Below are 15,415 nucleotides of genomic sequence, written 5' to 3' on the forward strand. Positions count from 1 at the left end.
CAGGACCGACGGGGGCGAAGAGGCGCGGGTGTCTGAGCGCAGCGAGTTCCGCGCCGTCCCCCGGCGGGCCGAGGAGCGCAGGGTACCGGTGCGCAGCACCGGCTCGCAGACGGCGGCGCGTTTCTTTTGTTTACTTTTCTTTCCGCGTGGAAAGAAAAGTAACGCCATGAACGCATGCGCCCGCCACAGCAACAATCAGGCAGAAGAGAGACGCGTGGCGCTACGCCCCACCGGCAAACCCATGCTGCCGCCACGCCTCGTACATCACCACCGCAACGGTGTTGGAAAGATTGAGGCTGCGGTTGTCCGGCCGCATCGGCAGGCGCAGGCGGCGGCCGTCGGGCAGGGCATCGAGCACCTCCTGCGGCAGGCCACGGCTTTCCGGGCCGAACAGGAACGCATCACCGTCTTCGAAGGCCACGCTGTCATAGCGGACGCTGGCACGCGTACTCAGGGCGAACAACCGCTTTGGTGCGATCCGCGCCAGCGCGGTGTCCAGGTCGGGGTGCACCTGCAGGCGCGAGTACTCGTGGTAGTCCAGGCCGGCGCGCTTGAGCTGCTTGTCTTCCAGTGCGAAGCCGAGTGGCTCGACCAGGTGCAGCTGCGCGCCGGTGTTGGCGCAGAGCCGGATCACATTGCCCGTGTTGGGCGGGATTTCCGGTTGGAACAGGATCACGTGGAACTGGGGCGCGGCATTCATCGGCGCAGTGTACCTGCGACGACCGCCGCCTTTACGGCGCACGCCCTGCGCGGGGCAGGGCGGCACCGGTTACGGGCGCAGCAGGACCTGGGCGGTTTCGGTGGCCAGGGCCTGCAGGTCGGCAGCGCTCGGACGCACCTGCAGGGCTGGCAGGTTGACGATGACCGAGTTGGCGACGTTGGTGGCAGCGGCAGCCAGGGTGGCGGCGTAGCGCTGGGCTTCCAGTTCGGCGGCCAGGGCGACGCGCTGTTCCAGGCTCGGGCGCACTTCCACCGAGGCCAGGGTGGTGATCGGCATCGCGGCGGCGACCGGGGTGGCGACGTAGCCGTTGCGCTCAGCCAGCTGGTCGGCGCTGGGGCGCACTTCCACGGTGGCCAGGGTCGGGATGCCGCTGGCCTGTTCCCAGGCCTGCTGGGCCAGCTGGTCGGCGGCAGGGCGAACCTGCACGGTGGACAGGGTCGTGATCGATTCGGAGGCCTGCACCGACGAAACAACCGCGGTGCCGGCGATCAGGGCGATGGCGATGGCAATGGTCTTGGCGTTCATGACGGGGCCTGTTTAGTGTTGGTGAGCAGTGGTGTGGTAGTAAGGTAGTACACCAATTCTGGGCATGCAAGAGAAATTTTCGATTTCCTGCATCTGTTCAGTCTTCAGTCAGCTTTTGTCTGAACCCCTTCCTGGCGCAGGAAGTACCAAGCAATCCGCGTGCCAACTTTTAGTTGTTGATTTGCAAGGCTTTTATGTGGTCCCGAAAGTGTCCGGTGGGCGGACACCTGTCCATTCGATAAGCCGCGGACACTGTCCGGACGCGTTCAGCCGGCGTCTGTGACGTTTCAAGAGCACCCGTGGGCGTCGGGCAGGATGGCCATCTGGGCAAACACCCCCAGTGACTGGCGACCGATTCCGGCCGCCGCGTGTGCAGGCTAGGATCGGGGTTCACCTTCGTGACCAAGGATCCGGATATGTCTCTCGCCCTTCGCCCGCGCGCTGCACTGCTGGCCGTCGCCCTCAGCACCGCCCTGGGCACGCTCGCGCCCACCCATGCGCTCGCCGCCAAGCCGGCGGCACCGGCCAAGGTCGATATCCCGTACGAGCAGTTCACCCTGCCCAACGGCCTGCGCGTGATCGTGCATACCGATCGCAAGGCGCCGATCGTTGCGGTCAACGTCTGGTACCACGTGGGCAGCAAGGACGAGCCGGCTGGCCGTACCGGCTTCGCGCACCTGTTCGAACACCTGATGTTCCAGGGCAGCGAAAACCACGACGGCGAATTCTTCGAACCGTTCAAGCAGGTGGGTGCCACCAACCAGAACGGCACCACCAACACCGATCGCACCAACTATTTCGAAAACGTGCCGACCACCGCGCTGGACATGGCGCTGTGGATGGAATCGGACCGCATGGGCCATCTGGTCGGTGCGATCGACCAGGCCGCGCTGGACGAGCAGCGTGGCGTGGTGCAGAACGAGAAGCGCCAGGGCGAGAACCAGCCCTACGGCCAGGCCTGGGACCAGCTCAACAAGGCGCTGTACCCGGTGGGCCATCCGTACCACCACGGCGTGATCGGGTCGATGAACGATCTGAACGCGGCGTCCCTGGATGACGTGAAGACCTGGTTCCGCACCTGGTACGGCCCGAACAATGCGGTGCTGGTGCTGGCCGGCGACATCGACCTGGCCACCGCCAAGGAAAAGGTCGCCAGGTACTTCGGCAGCATCCCGGCCGGCCCGACCATGGCGCAGCCGGCGGTGAACGTGGCCAAGCGTAGTGCCGACACGCGCGAGACGATGACCGACAAGGTGCCGCAGGCGCGCATCTACCGCGCCTGGAACGTGCCGCAGGTCGGCACCACCGAGGTCGATCAGCTGCAGTTGTTCGCGCAGGTGCTCGGCGGTGCGAAGTCTTCGCGCCTGAGCCAGCGCCTGCAGCACCAGGACAAGCTGGTGGACAGCATCGCGTCGGGCCTGTCGACCTCGCAGTTGGGCTCGAACTTCGTGATCATGGCGACGGTCAAGCAGGGCCAGGACCCGGCCAAGGTCGAGAAGATCATCGACGAGGAACTGGACCGGCTGATCAAGCAGGGCCCGACCGCGGCCGAACTGGAGCGCGCCAAGACCGGTGCACGCGCCGGTTTCATCCGCGGCATCGAGCGCATCGGTGGCTTCGGCGGCAAGGCCGACGCACTGGCCGAGTGCGCGGTGTTCACCGGCGACCCGGGTTGCTTCCGCACCTCGCTGGCCAACATCGAGAAGGCCAGTGCTGCTGATCTGAGCCGGCTGGGCGCGCAGTGGCTGGACAAGGGCAGTCACACCCTGGTGATCGCACCGGGTGAGCGCGTGGCGCTGAAGGAAGACCCGAGCCAGGCGCCGAAGCCGTTCACCGTGCCGGCGGTGGACCCGAAGTACAGCACCCTGCCCGAGCAGGTCGACCGCAAGGCCGGCGTGCCGCAGACCCGCGAGTTCCCGCAGCTGAAGTTCCCGGCGCTGCAGCGTGCCACGCTGAAGAACGGCACCCAGGTGATCCTGGCCGAGCGCCACGAGATTCCGGTGGTGCAGTTCAGCTACCAGTTCCCGGGCGGCTTCAGTGCCGACCAGGGCCGCAAGCCGGGCACCGCCAACTTCACCATGAGCCTGATGACCGAAGGCGCCGGCAAGCTGGGCTCGCTGGCCTTCGCCGACGCCGCGGATGCGCTGGGCGCCAGCCTGGATGCTTCGGCCGGCCTGGATTCGATGAGCGTGGACCTGTCGGCACTGAAGGAAAACCTGGCACCGTCGCTGGCGCTGTACCGCGACCTGCTGCGCGAGCCGCGCTTCGAGCAGGGCGAGATCGACCGGGTCAAGGCGAGCTGGATCGCTGGCATCCAGCAGGAGAAGGTGAACCCGGGTGCGGTGGCGATGCGCGTGCTGCCCCCGCTGCTGTATGGCAAGGGCCACCCGTATGCCATTCCGTTTACCGGTAGCGGTGACGAGGCGGCGATCAACGGCCTGACCCGCGAGGACCTGGTCGACTTCCACCACGACTGGCTGCGCCCGCAGAACGGCACCCTGATCGTGGTCGGCGACACCACCCTGGCCGAGATCGTGCCGCTGCTGGACAAGCAGCTGGGCGACTGGAAGGCCAGTGGCGAGGCCCCGCAGGTGAAGGCGACCACCGACGTTGCGCTGCCGAAGGGCCCGCGCGTGTTCCTGATCGACCAGCCGGGCGCGGTACAGGCCAACCTGTTTGCCGGCCAGGTGGTGGCACCTTCCAGCGCCACCAGCTCGACCCGCTTCGACATCGCCAACGGCGTGATCGGCGGCGACTTCACCTCGCGCCTGAACATGAACCTGCGTGAGGACAAGCACTGGTCGTACGGTGCGCGCAGCAGCGCGGTCAATTCGGTGGGCCAGCGCCCGTGGATGGCCAGCGCGCCGGTGCAGATCGACAAGACCGGCCCGGCACTGGCGGAAATGCGCAAGGAAATCGCCGCGTTCGCCGATGGCAGCAAGCCGGCCACCGCTGCCGAGGTCAACCGCATCCGCAACATCCAGACCCTGAGCCTGCCCGGTGCCTACGAGACCGCCAGTGCGGTGGCGTCGACCATCGGTTCGATCGTGCAGTTCAAGCGCCCGGACGACTACGTGCTGCGGCGCAAGGCCGAGATCGAAGCGATGACCCCGGCGCAGGTGCAGCAGGCCGCCGCAGAGATCAAGCCGCAGGCCCTGACCTGGGTGGTGGTGGGTGACCTCAAGCAGACCGAAGCGGCCGTGCGCGCGCTGAACCTGGGCGAGGTGACGGTGATCGACGCCGAAGGCAACCCGGTCAAGAAATAAGGCAAGACCCGGCCCGCCATGTGGCGGGCCGGCTCCCCCCGGGTAGTGCCGGCCGCTGGCCGGCAACTCCGTGACCCGAAGGCGGGGTCAGAGCCCCCTGCGGGGGATCCGACCCCTCTGCCGATCTGGGGTCGGATCCCCCGCAGGGGGCTCTGACCCCGGCCCCGGCTACCCCCGATTCAGGCTGTTCAGGCAGAATCCCCCCATACCCTTCCAGGATCTGCCCATGCGCGTTCTGCTGCTTTCCTCCCTGCTGCTCACCGTCACCGCCTGTACCTGGGTGCCGATCGAACCGGCCGGCAAGGCAACCCGCGTGCTGCCGGCAGGGCCGGTTCCGGCCGGCTGCATCGCCAAGGGCGAGGTGGTGGTCACCGTGAAGAGCAAGGTCGGCTTCTACAACCGCAACCCGCTGCGGGTGCAGGAAGAGCTGGAAACCCTGGCCCGCAACGAGGCCCCGAGCGCCGGCGCCAATGCCGTCCAGGCCGCTGCGGCCCCCGCCGATGGCAGCCAGCGCTTCACCGCGTTCCAGTGCCCGCCGCGCTGAACGCTTCACCATACGGCCGAGGCTGAATTCGTAAAGATGCGGTGAAAGCGCGGGGGTTATAGAATAGCGCCCCCTTTTGCCTGAGCCTTGGCGCTAACCTCGATGCTCTTCAAGAATGTCTCGATCGCCGGCCTGGCACACGTCGACGCACCGCATACGCTGACGACCAAGGAAATCAACGAACGCCTGCAGCCGACGTTGGATCGCCTGGGTATCCGCACCGATGTGCTCGGCGACATCGCCGGCATCCACGCCCGCCGCCTGTGGGACAACGGCGTGCTGGCGTCGGACGCCGCCACCATGGCCGGCCGCAAGGCACTGGAAGACGCGGGCATCACCGCGACCCAGGTCGGCCTGCTGGTCAACACCTCGGTCAGCCGCGACTACCTGGAGCCGTCCACGGCCTCGATCGTGTCGGGCAACCTCGGTGTCAGCGACGAATGCATGACCTTCGACGTCGCCAACGCCTGCCTGGCCTTCATCAACGGCATGGACATCGCGGCGCGCATGATCGAGCGCGGTGATATCGACTACGCGCTGGTGGTGGACGGCGAGACCGCCAATCTGGTGTACGAGAAGACCCTGGAGCGCATGACCGCCCCGGACGTCACCGCCGATGACTTCCGCAACGAGCTGGCCGCGCTGACCACCGGGTCGGGCGCCGCCGCGATGGTGATGGCGCGCGCGGAGCTGGTGCCGGACGCGCCGCGCTACAAGGGCGGCGTGACCCGCTCGGCCACCGAGTGGAACCAGCTGTGCCTGGGCAACCTGGACCGCATGGTCACCGACACCCGCCTGTTGCTGATCGAAGGCATCAAGCTGGCGCAGAAGACCTTCAGCGCCGCCAAGATCGCACTCGGCTGGGCCGTGGAAGAGCTCGACCAGTTCGTGATCCACCAGGTCAGCCAGCCGCACACCGCCGCGTTCATCAAGAACTTCGGCATCGACCCGAAGAAGGTCATGACCATCTTCGGCGAGCACGGCAACATCGGCCCGGCCTCGGTGCCGATCGTGCTGAGCAAGCTCAAGCAGCTGGGCAAGCTGAAGAAGGGCGATCGCATCGCGCTTCTGGGTATTGGCTCGGGCCTGAACTGCTCGATGGCTGAGGTGGTCTGGTAAGCAGCCCGTTGCCCGACCTCCTGTAGAGCCGAGCCATGCTCGGCTCACGCGCGCAGCGCGGCTCTTCCGCAGCGGACCGGAGAGCAGCCGAGCAACGGCTCGGCTCTACATTGCGCCGCGACTCTCCTTAGGTGCTCCGCATGCGCGATTTTCCCGGTTACCCCGCCCACCCGCAGCGCTTCGAGGTCCGCCCCGGCCTGTCGATGAACTATCTCGACGAGGGCCCGCGCGATGGCGAGGTGGTGGTGATGGTGCACGGCAACCCGTCGTGGAGCTACTACTGGCGCACGCTGGTGGCCGGCCTGTCGGACACCTACCGCTGCATCGTGCCGGACCACATCGGCATGGGCCTGTCGGACAAGCCGGACGACAGCCGCTATGAGTACACGCTGCAGTCGCGCGTGGACGATCTTGATGCGCTGCTGAAGCACCTGGGCATCACCGGCCCGGTGACCCTGGCCGTGCACGACTGGGGCGGCATGATCGGGTTCGGCTGGGCGCTGTCGCACCACGAGCAGGTGAAGCGCCTGGTGGTGCTCAACACCGCTGCCTTCCCGATGCCGGCGGCAAAGAAGATGCCGTGGCAGATCGCACTGGGTCGCCACTGGAAGATCGGCGAGTGGATCATCCGCACCTTCAACGCGTTCTCGTCCGGTGCCTCTTGGCTTGGGGTGGAGCGCAGGATGCCGGCCGATGTGCGCCGCGCCTACGTGTCGCCGTACAACAGCTGGGCCAACCGCATCAGCACCATCCGCTTCATGCAGGACATCCCGCTGTCGCCGGCCGACAAGGCCTGGTCGCTGCTGGAACGCGCCGGCAAGGCGCTGCCGTCGTTCGCCGACCGTCCCGCCTTCCTCGGCTGGGGCCTGCGCGACTTCGTGTTCGACCATCATTTCCTGAAGGGCTTCCAGGCCGCGCTGCCGCAGGCCCAGGTGCATGCCTTCGAGGACGCCGGCCACTATGTGCTGGAAGACAAGCACGAAGTGCTGGTACCGGAGATCCGCGCGTTCCTGGACGCCAACCCGATCTGAGCGGTGTGCCGACCAACGGTCGGCACCCACAAGTGGAAGGTATGGGTGGGTGCCGACCGTTGGTCGGCACACCGGATTATGCGGCGACCGGTGCCTGCGGCGGCGAGGACGGGCTGTTGCCGTTGTCGTCCGGATGATCGTCGTCATTGTCGGCGTCATCGCGCCAACGCCAGTCGGCCGGCGTCAGCGGATCCAGGCCATAGGCAATGCGCGCCCTGTCGCACTGCGGGCTGGCCTTGCCGTATTCCCACGATGCATCCACCTCACGGCACACGCTGGGCCGGTTGGGGTGGATCGTGCAGCGTGAATACACGCCGATCTGCGCATCCAGCGCGACGCAGCGCACCGGCTTGGAATGGGTGCCGCGCATGCACAGGCGATGCGGGTCCAGCACCTCGGTAAGCTGGTGCGGCACGCCGCCGGGGGTGACCTCGTCCGATTCCATCCAGTGGAAGGCCACGCGGTACTGGGTGCAGCAGGCGCCGCAGGTCATGCAGGGATGTTGCATGGGCAAGCCGCCTCGGGCGGCAGTCGGAATCGGGAACGAGGGTGCGGATTTTCCACGAAGTGGGCCGCCGCGCAAGAAATTCCGTAAGCGGCGACAATGAACGGATGAACCGACCCTGCAACATTGCGGCCCGTTTGCCTGAACTGGCGCGTGAACGCCCCGACCAGATCGCCATCCGCTGCCCGGGCCGCCGCGGCGCCGGCAACGGCATGGCCGCCTACGATGTCACCCTCGATTACCGTCAGCTGGACGCCCGCAGTGATGCCATGGCCGCCGGCCTGGCCGGCTACGGGATCGGCCGTGGCGTGCGCACGGTGGTGATGGTGCGGCCTTCTCCGGAGTTCTTCCTGCTGATGTTCGCGCTGTTCAAGCTGGGCGCAGTGCCGGTGCTGGTCGATCCGGGCATCGACCGGCGCGCGCTGAAGCAGTGCCTGGACGAGGCGCAGCCGCAGGCCTTCATCGGCATTCCGCTGGCGCATGTGGCGCGGCTGGTGCTGCGCTGGGCGCCGTCGGCCACCCGGCTGGTGACGGTCGGCCGCCGCCTCGGCTGGGGCGGTACCAGCCTGGCCGCGCTGGAACGTGCCGGTGCCAAGGGGGGGGCCATGCTGGCCGATACCGATGGCGAGGACATGGCGGCGATCCTGTTCACCAGCGGCTCCACCGGCGTGCCCAAGGGCGTGGTCTACCGCCACCGCCACTTCGTCGGCCAGATCCAGCTGCTGGGCAGTGCCTTCGGCATGGAAGCGGGTGGGGTGGACCTGCCGACCTTCCCACCGTTCGCGCTGTTCGACCCGGCGTTGGGCCTGACTTCGGTGATCCCGGACATGGACCCGACGCGGCCGGCGCAGGCCGACCCGGGACGCCTGCACGATGCCATCCAGCGCTTCGGCGTAACCCAGCTGTTCGGCTCGCCAGCGCTGATGCGGGTGCTGGCCCGGCACGGGCGGCCACTGCCGACGGTGACCCGGGTGACCTCGGCCGGGGCACCGGTGCCGCCGGACGTGGTCGCCACCATCCGCAGCCTGCTGCCGGCCGATGCGCAGTTCTGGACTCCCTATGGCGCCACCGAGTGCCTGCCGGTGGCGGTGGTCGAAGGCCGCGAACTGGAGCGCACCCGCGCGGCGACCGAGGCCGGTGCCGGCACCTGCGTGGGCAACGTGGTGGCCCCCAACGAGGTGCGCATCATCGCCATCGACGACGCACCGTTGGCCGACTGGTCGCAGGCACGTGTGCTGGCCACCGGCGAGGTGGGCGAGATCACCGTGGCCGGGCCGACCGCCACCGACAGTTACTTCAACCGCCCGCAGGCCACCGCCGCCGCGAAGATCCGCGAGACGCTGGCCGATGGCAGCACCCGCGTGGTGCATCGCATGGGTGACGTTGGTTATTTCGATGTGCAGGGCCGCCTGTGGTTCTGCGGGCGCAAGACGCAGCGCGTGGAAACCGCGCGCGGGCCGCTGTACACCGAGCAGGTCGAGCCGATGTTCAACACCGTGGCCGGCGTGGCGCGCACTGCGCTGGTTGGCGTGGGTGCCGCTGGTGCGCAGGTGCCGGTGCTGTGCGTGGAACTGCAGCGTGGCCGGTCCGACAGCCCGGCACTGCAGGAAGCGCTGCGTGCCAAGGCCGCCGCATGCCTGGCCGGAGCCGGGCTGGAGCACTTCCTGGTACACCCTTCGTTCCCCGTCGATATCCGTCATAACGCCAAGATCGGCCGCGAGAAGCTCGCCGTCTGGGCCAGCGCCGAACTGGAGAAGCGCGCATGAAGATCCTGGTCACCGGTGGCGGTGGTTTCCTTGGGCAGGCGCTGTGCCGCGGGCTGGTCGAGCGTGGCCACCAGGTGCTGGCGTTCAACCGCAGTCATTACCCGGAACTGCAAGCGATGGGCGTGGGCCAGATCCGCGGTGATCTGGCCGATGCGCAGGCGGTGCTGCATGCGGTGGCCGGCGTCGATGCGGTGTTCCACAACGGCGCCAAGGCCGGCGCATGGGGCAGCTATGACAGCTACCACCAGGCCAACGTGGTCGGCACCGACAACGTCCTCGCGGCCTGCCGCGCGCATGGCATCAACCGGCTGGTCTACACCTCCACGCCCAGCGTGACCCATCGTGCCACGCACCCGGTGGAAGGCCTCGGGGCTGACGAGGTGCCGTACGGCGAAGATTTCCAGGCGCCGTATGCGGCTACCAAGGCAATCGCCGAACAGCGCGTGCTGGCCGCCAACGATGCAGCGTTGGCGACGGTGGCGCTGCGTCCGCGCCTGATCTGGGGCCCCGGTGACCAGCAGCTGGTGCCGAGGCTGGCCGAGCGTGCGCGGCAGGGACGCCTGCGCCTGGTCGGCGATGGCAACAACAAGGTCGATACCACCTACATCGACAACGCCGCGCTGGCGCACTTCCTCGCCTTCGAGGCACTGGCGCCGGGCGCTGCGTGTGCGGGCAAGGCCTACTTCATCTCCAATGGCGAGCCGTTGCCGATGCGCGAGCTGGTCAACAAGCTGTTGGCTGCGGTGGGTGCGCCATCCGTGGACAAGGCGATCAGCTTCAAGACCGCGTACCGTGTTGGCGCCATCTGCGAGCGGCTGTGGCCGCTGCTGCGCCTGCGTGGCGAGCCGCCGCTGACCCGCTTCCTGGCCGAGCAGTTGTGCACGCCGCACTGGTACAGCATGGAACCGGCACGCCGTGACTTCGGCTACGTGCCGCAGGTCAGCATCGAAGAGGGGCTGCGCAGGCTGAAGGCTTCATCTGCTGCATAGATCGCCGTCACTGGTTGCACACCGCAGGATCGGGAGGATGGACCCACGCCATCCAAGGCTCGACCACCCGCGAGGAGCGCCATGCTGCACTACGCCATCATCTTCTTTGTCATCGCCATCATCGCCGCTGTTCTGGGTTTCTCCGGAATCGCCGGCGCCGCAACCAACATCGCCTGGATCCTGTTCGTGGTGTTCCTGATCCTTGCTGTGATCTCGATGTTCCGCAAGCGCGGCTAGCCGGTAGTGCCGGCCGCTGGCCGGCATCGCTTTCCGCAGAGTCTAGCTATGCTCGACTCTGCGGGCGATCACGACGTTACACAGCGCTCTGCAGCCCGCGATCGGCCTCATGGCGCTCCAGCGCCAGCTCGATCAGGCGGGTGATCAGCGTGGTGTAGTCCACGCCGCTGGCACCCCACAGCTTCGGGTACATGCTGATGCGGGTGAAGCCCGGCAGCGTGTTGACCTCGTTGATGATGATGTCGCCGCCCGCAGTGAGGAACACATCCACGCGCGCCATGCCGGCACACTCCAGCGCCTGGTAGGCCCGCAGCGCGATCTGCTGGATGCGTGCCTGTGTTGCAGCATCGATATCCGCGGGTACCACCACTTCGGCACCATCGGCGTTGATGTACTTGGTGTCGTAGGCGTAGAACTCGTCGTGCACCACCACCTCGCCGCACAGGCTGACCTGCGGATGTTCGTTGCCCAGCACCGCGCACTCGATCTCGCGGCCGATCACCGCCGATTCCACCAGCACCTTGTGGTCGTAGCGCAGCGCCAATGCCAGCGCTTCGGCAAAGCCCGCCGCATCCTTGACCTTGCTCACGCCTACCGACGAGCCTTGGTTGGCCGGCTTCACGAACAGCGGCAGGCCAAGCTGGGCAATCACCGCATCGACATCCACTTCCGCCACCTGGTGGCGGCGGATGCACAGCCACGGCGCCACCTGCAGCCCGGCGTCGCGCAGCAGGCGCTTGGTCACGTCCTTGTCCATCGCCACTGCCGAGCCCAGTACCGGCGAACCGACGAAGGGCAGGTTCGCCATGCGCAGCAGGCCCTGCAGCGCACCGTCCTCGCCCAGAGGCCCGTGCACGATCGGCAGCACCACATCGATCTGGCCCAGCACGCTGGCCGCATCGGAGGGCTGCAGCTGTGCCTGCTCGGCACCGGGAAGGACCGCCAGCGACTGGCCGGAGCGATGCAGCGCGATGCGTGCCGGATCATCGGCATTGAGCAGGAAGGTCGCAGGCTCGCTCAGATGCCACTGGCCCTGCTTGTCGATGCCGACCAGCACCGGCTCGAAGCGCTCGCGATCAAGCGCATCGAGGATGTTCTTCGCCGACTGCAGTGAAACTTCGTGCTCGGAAGACTTGCCCCCGAAGATGATGCCGACCCGGGTCCGTGCCATGGGGAATGCGATGTCCTGTGCGTTGCGTGGCCGTATAGCATGAACCTTCATCGGCCCACCGCGTGAGGCACAGATGAACCAGAAATCCATCCACGCATGGCGTGGATCTACCGTCCTCATGGCCCATCAACAGGGGTCGGAGCCCGTTGCGCAACAACGGGATCCGACCCCACGGACGACAGGAAACTGTCGAAGGCGGGATGGGTCCGGTTGCGGGGGTGTCCGCGGCATGGATGCCGCGGCCAAGCCCCCACGGACGGTTTTACGGCGTCCCCCGCAACCGGACCCATCCCGCCATCCCACGGATAGCCAGCTTTTGATGTTGATCTTGCCGGCCAGCGGCCGGCACTACTGCGGGTGCCGGGCGGCAGCCCGGCCCAAGCCCCCCACCCACGCAGGTAGAATGCGCCCATGGCTCTTTCCCTGCTCAAGTCCCTCAAGCCGGTCGCTGGCCGCGCCCTGCAGATCGCCCTGAACCGCGCGCTGGCGCTGGATCCGGATACCCGCCATGCCCTGGCCAGCCTCGATGGCCGGCACATCGACCTGACCCTGGAAGCGCCGTCGCTGGCGATGCGCATCAGCGTCGACGGCGACCAGCTGCGGGTCGGCCCGGTGGATGCGCAGGAAGCCGACCTGGCCGTGCGCAGCAGCCTGGCCGGCGTGCTGGCGCAGCTGCCGCTGCTGGCCAACGCACGGCGCGGCGAGTCCAACAACAAGGGCCGTGTACGCGTGGCCGGTGACGCCGAACTGGCGCGGCGCCTGCAGCAGCTGGCCAAGGGCTTCGACCCGGACTGGCAGCAGCCGTTCGTCAGCGTATTCGGCGAGGTACTGGGCGTGCAGGTCGCCAACACCCTGCGCAGCGCCCTGCAGCACGCGCGCCAGGGGGCGATCGACCTGGCCCACAGCGCCGCCGAATTCATCACCGAGGAATCGCGCGACGTGGTGCCGCGCGCCGAACTGGATGCCTTCCATGATGATGTGGACGTGCTGCGCGATGACGTCGAGCGTCTTGGCGCGCGCGTGCAGCGCCTGCGGGGTGCCGCATGAAGGCCGTGCTGCGGGCGAGCCGCATCGGCCGGGTGATCCTGCGTTACCGCCTTGACGACCTGCTGCAGGGCACGCCGGCCGAGCGTTGGCTGCGCCTGGCCAAGCCGTTCGTGCCGCGTGCCTCGGCCGACATCGCCGCACAGTCGCGCGGTGCGCGCCTGCGCCTGGCGCTGCAGGATCTCGGCCCGATCTTCGTCAAGTTCGGCCAGATCCTCTCCACACGCCGCGACCTGGTGCCGCCGGATGTGGCCAATGAGCTGACCCTGCTGCAGGACCGGGTCAAGCCGTTCGACGGTGACACTGCGCGCCGCATTGTCGAGGAAGCGCTTGGCCTGCCGGTCAGCGAGGCGTTCGCCAGCTTCGATACCGAACCACTGGCCTCGGCTTCGATCGCGCAGGTGCATGCGGCCACGCTGGCCGATGGCCGCCAGGTGGTGGTCAAGGTGCTGCGCCCGGGCATCGAGAAGCAGATCGACGCTGATATCGCCCTGCTCAACTCGCTGGCCGCGCTGGTCGAGCGTACCCATCCGCGTGCCGACAAGATCCGACCGCGCGAAGTGGTGGCCGAAGTCGAGAACACCCTCGCCGCCGAGCTGGACCTGCAGCGCGAAGGCGCCAATGCCAGCGTGCTGCGCCGCTTCTGGGAGAACAGCGACGACCTGTACGTGCCGGAAGTGATCTGGAGCCATACCGCCGAGCGCGCGCTGACCCTGGAGCGCGTGTGGGGCATTCCGTCCGACGACGTCGCCGCGCTCGACAAGGCGGGCATCGACCGCAAGGCACTGGCCGCCAAGGGCGTGCGGGTCTTCTACACCCAGGTGTTCCGCGACAACTTCTTCCATGCCGATGCGCACGCCGGCAACATCTGGGTCGACACCGATCCGGGCCGCCGCGCCAACCCGCGATTCATCGCGCTGGACTTCGGCATCATGGGCCAGCTGTCGCAGGAGGATCAGTACTACCTGGCTGAGAACTTCATGGCCATCTTCAACCGCGATTACCGCCGCATCGCCGAACTGCACGTGCAGGCGCGGTGGATGCCCGATCACGTACGCATCGATGATCTGGAAGCGGCCGTGCGTTCGGTGTGCGAGCCGTACTTCACCCGCCCGCTGTCGCAGATCTCGCTGGCCGAAGTGCTGATGAAGCTGTTCCGCGTGGCGCAGCGCTACCAGCTGACCCTGCAGCCGCAGCTGATCCTGCTGCAGAAGACCCTGCTGAACATCGAAGGTGTTGGCCGCCAGCTGGATCCGCAGATCGATATCTGGGCGGTGGCCAAGCCGGTGCTGGCGAAGATCCTGCGCGAGCGCTACAGCCCACGCCGGGTGGTGCGCGAGATCGGCAAGCGGTTGCCGGAAATCATGACCCACGCGCCGGACATGCCGCGCCTGGTACACGCTTGGCTGACCCAGCAGGTGGAGGGGCGCCACGAGCTGGCGATGCGCTCGCGCGATCTGGTTGCGCTGGATGCCAGCGTGCAGCGCCTGCAGAAGCGCGCGGTCGGCGCGATCACCGGCGTCGGCCTGCTGGCCATCGCCGCGCTGATGTACGTGCTGCAGCCACCGGGCTGGTACTGGGGCGACCTGCCGATGTGGAGCTGGGTGTCTGGTGCCGTCGGCGCGGCGGCGCTGGCGCGCGCGTGGTGGCGCTGATCCCCGTTGATCCACAGTCGGCGGCGTCGCGCGCCGCCGACCGGCCACGGCTCTACCAGTGATAGCCCAGGCCCAGGTGCGACTGCACGCTCTGGAAGCGGTCCAGGCGCGTCCTGTGCCAGGTCTTGCCGATGCCCATGTCCAGCACCAGATGCTCGCCCAGCGGCTGGCTGCGGCGCAGGAAGGCACGTCGTGCATCGTGTTCGCGCAGCAGCAGCGGATCGGCATCGGCGGTGTAGCCGGAAGTACCGCTGCCCAGCCACAGCTGGGTCGACCCACGGCCCTGCGCATCCTTCAGGCGCAGTGACAACGTGGTGCCATGGCCGTCGGGCCCATTGGACTGGCGATGCCGCTCGTGGCGCAGTGAGGCGGTCACGCGCGGGAAGTAATGCGCTGCGCCCACCGACCAGCCGCTCACGTATGCACCGGCATGGTACTGGGCGTACTTGCCGCCTACGCTCAGCACGGTCTGCGGTGCCACGTGCCACTGCAGGTCCTGGTTGACCTGGCGGTTGACGAATACCGGGTCATCGTTGGAGGCAGTGAAGGCAGTGCGGGTCGAGACGCGAGGACTCCAGCGCTGGTGCAGCGAACCCTGCACGCGATTGCCGCCGAAGCGCTTGCTGCCGTAGTCGCGTTCGCCATGGGCCAGGCCAAGATGCCAACGGCTGTCACCGCTGCGGCCGGCCACGTCCACGGTCTGTACGTCACGCTTGCCGAAGCCGTCGGTGTAGTCGGCATGGTCCAGTTGCACCGAGACCCGGTCGATGCCGGCGTGGGCGCTGGACACAGCCAGCAGCAGGGCACACGGCAGTGCGCCACGGATGATCAATCGCATGGGG

14 protein-coding genes are annotated in these 15,415 nt (G+C 67.6%); 9 read left to right on the top strand and 5 right to left on the bottom strand.

Going from position 1 to position 15,415, the window contains the following annotated elements; translation table 11 throughout:
* Positions 1-220 precede the first annotated feature (220 nt).
* Together ACSYHF_RS00840 and ACSYHF_RS00845 are read right to left on the bottom strand one after the other, a co-directional pair.
* Complete coding sequence (locus tag ACSYHF_RS00840) at positions 221-700, bottom strand: tRNA (cytidine(34)-2'-O)-methyltransferase (RefSeq protein WP_049400563.1); 480 nt, start codon at positions 698-700, stop codon at positions 221-223.
* Between the two features lie 69 nt (positions 701-769).
* Positions 770-1,246, bottom strand: coding sequence for a hypothetical protein (locus ACSYHF_RS00845; RefSeq protein WP_005420793.1), 477 nt, complete (start codon positions 1,244-1,246; stop codon positions 770-772).
* Positions 1,247-1,662: 416 nt separating this feature from the next.
* Between ACSYHF_RS00845 and ACSYHF_RS00850 the strand changes: the two genes are divergently transcribed.
* The 4 genes from ACSYHF_RS00850 to ACSYHF_RS00865 all read left to right on the top strand — a co-directional run bounded on the left by ACSYHF_RS00850 (position 1,663) and on the right by ACSYHF_RS00865 (position 7,206).
* The gene (locus ACSYHF_RS00850; protein WP_095378414.1) at positions 1,663-4,512 is read left to right on the top strand and encodes a M16 family metallopeptidase; all 2,850 of its coding nucleotides are present in this window, start codon (positions 1,663-1,665) and stop codon (positions 4,510-4,512) included.
* Between the two features lie 226 nt (positions 4,513-4,738).
* Entirely contained in the window at positions 4,739-5,056 is a 318-nt protein-coding gene (locus ACSYHF_RS00855) for a DUF4156 domain-containing protein (RefSeq protein WP_005420784.1), read from the top strand.
* Between the two features lie 102 nt (positions 5,057-5,158).
* Entirely contained in the window at positions 5,159-6,175 is a 1,017-nt protein-coding gene (locus ACSYHF_RS00860) for a 3-oxoacyl-ACP synthase III (RefSeq protein WP_005420782.1), read from the top strand.
* A gap of 140 nt (positions 6,176-6,315) precedes the next feature.
* Complete coding sequence (locus ACSYHF_RS00865) at positions 6,316-7,206, top strand: alpha/beta fold hydrolase (RefSeq protein ID WP_329845445.1); 891 nt, start codon at positions 6,316-6,318, stop codon at positions 7,204-7,206.
* Between the two features lie 76 nt (positions 7,207-7,282).
* Here the strand turns inward: ACSYHF_RS00865 and ACSYHF_RS00870 are convergent, their stop codons facing one another.
* Positions 7,283-7,714 carry a YkgJ family cysteine cluster protein gene (locus ACSYHF_RS00870; RefSeq protein WP_329845444.1) on the bottom strand — a complete coding sequence of 144 codons (432 nt, stop codon included), beginning with the start codon at positions 7,712-7,714 and terminating at the stop codon, positions 7,283-7,285.
* 104 nt (positions 7,715-7,818) lie between these two features.
* Here ACSYHF_RS00870 and oleC point away from each other — a divergent pair, with 104 nt between their 5' ends.
* From oleC to ACSYHF_RS00885, 3 genes are all read left to right on the top strand, one after another.
* On the top strand, positions 7,819-9,477 hold the full coding sequence (gene oleC, locus ACSYHF_RS00875) for an olefin beta-lactone synthetase (protein ID WP_005420778.1): 1,659 nt from the start codon (positions 7,819-7,821) through the stop codon (positions 9,475-9,477).
* Positions 9,474-10,466: a 2-alkyl-3-oxoalkanoate reductase gene (oleD, locus tag ACSYHF_RS00880; protein WP_069138107.1), complete on the top strand. Its 993-nt coding sequence runs from the start codon at positions 9,474-9,476 to the stop codon at positions 10,464-10,466. The genes oleC and oleD overlap by 4 nt, the downstream gene beginning before the upstream one ends.
* A gap of 81 nt (positions 10,467-10,547) precedes the next feature.
* Positions 10,548-10,703, top strand: coding sequence for a DUF1328 domain-containing protein (locus ACSYHF_RS00885; RefSeq protein ID WP_005407633.1), 156 nt, complete (start codon positions 10,548-10,550; stop codon positions 10,701-10,703).
* Positions 10,704-10,779: 76 nt separating this feature from the next.
* On the opposite strand, the gene ddlA is transcribed toward ACSYHF_RS00885, so the two are convergent.
* Positions 10,780-11,874 carry a D-alanine--D-alanine ligase gene (ddlA, locus tag ACSYHF_RS00890; protein ID WP_262220883.1) on the bottom strand — a complete coding sequence of 365 codons (1,095 nt, stop codon included), beginning with the start codon at positions 11,872-11,874 and terminating at the stop codon, positions 10,780-10,782.
* Positions 11,875-12,285: 411 nt separating this feature from the next.
* Here ddlA and ACSYHF_RS00895 point away from each other — a divergent pair, with 411 nt between their 5' ends.
* On the top strand, positions 12,286-12,921 hold the full coding sequence (locus tag ACSYHF_RS00895; protein ID WP_005420772.1) for a ubiquinone biosynthesis accessory factor UbiJ: 636 nt from the start codon (positions 12,286-12,288) through the stop codon (positions 12,919-12,921).
* A complete protein-coding gene (gene ubiB, locus ACSYHF_RS00900; RefSeq protein WP_111127436.1) occupies positions 12,918-14,573 on the top strand; it encodes a ubiquinone biosynthesis regulatory protein kinase UbiB in 1,656 nt (551 codons plus the stop codon). The genes ACSYHF_RS00895 and ubiB overlap by 4 nt, the downstream gene beginning before the upstream one ends.
* 52 nt (positions 14,574-14,625) lie before the next feature.
* Here the strand turns inward: ubiB and ACSYHF_RS00905 are convergent, their stop codons facing one another.
* The gene (locus ACSYHF_RS00905; protein WP_005420769.1) at positions 14,626-15,411 is read right to left on the bottom strand and encodes a YaiO family outer membrane beta-barrel protein; all 786 of its coding nucleotides are present in this window, start codon (positions 15,409-15,411) and stop codon (positions 14,626-14,628) included.
* Positions 15,412-15,415 lie beyond the last annotated feature (4 nt).

It is taken from the genome of Stenotrophomonas maltophilia group sp. P373 (genome assembly GCF_053295075.1).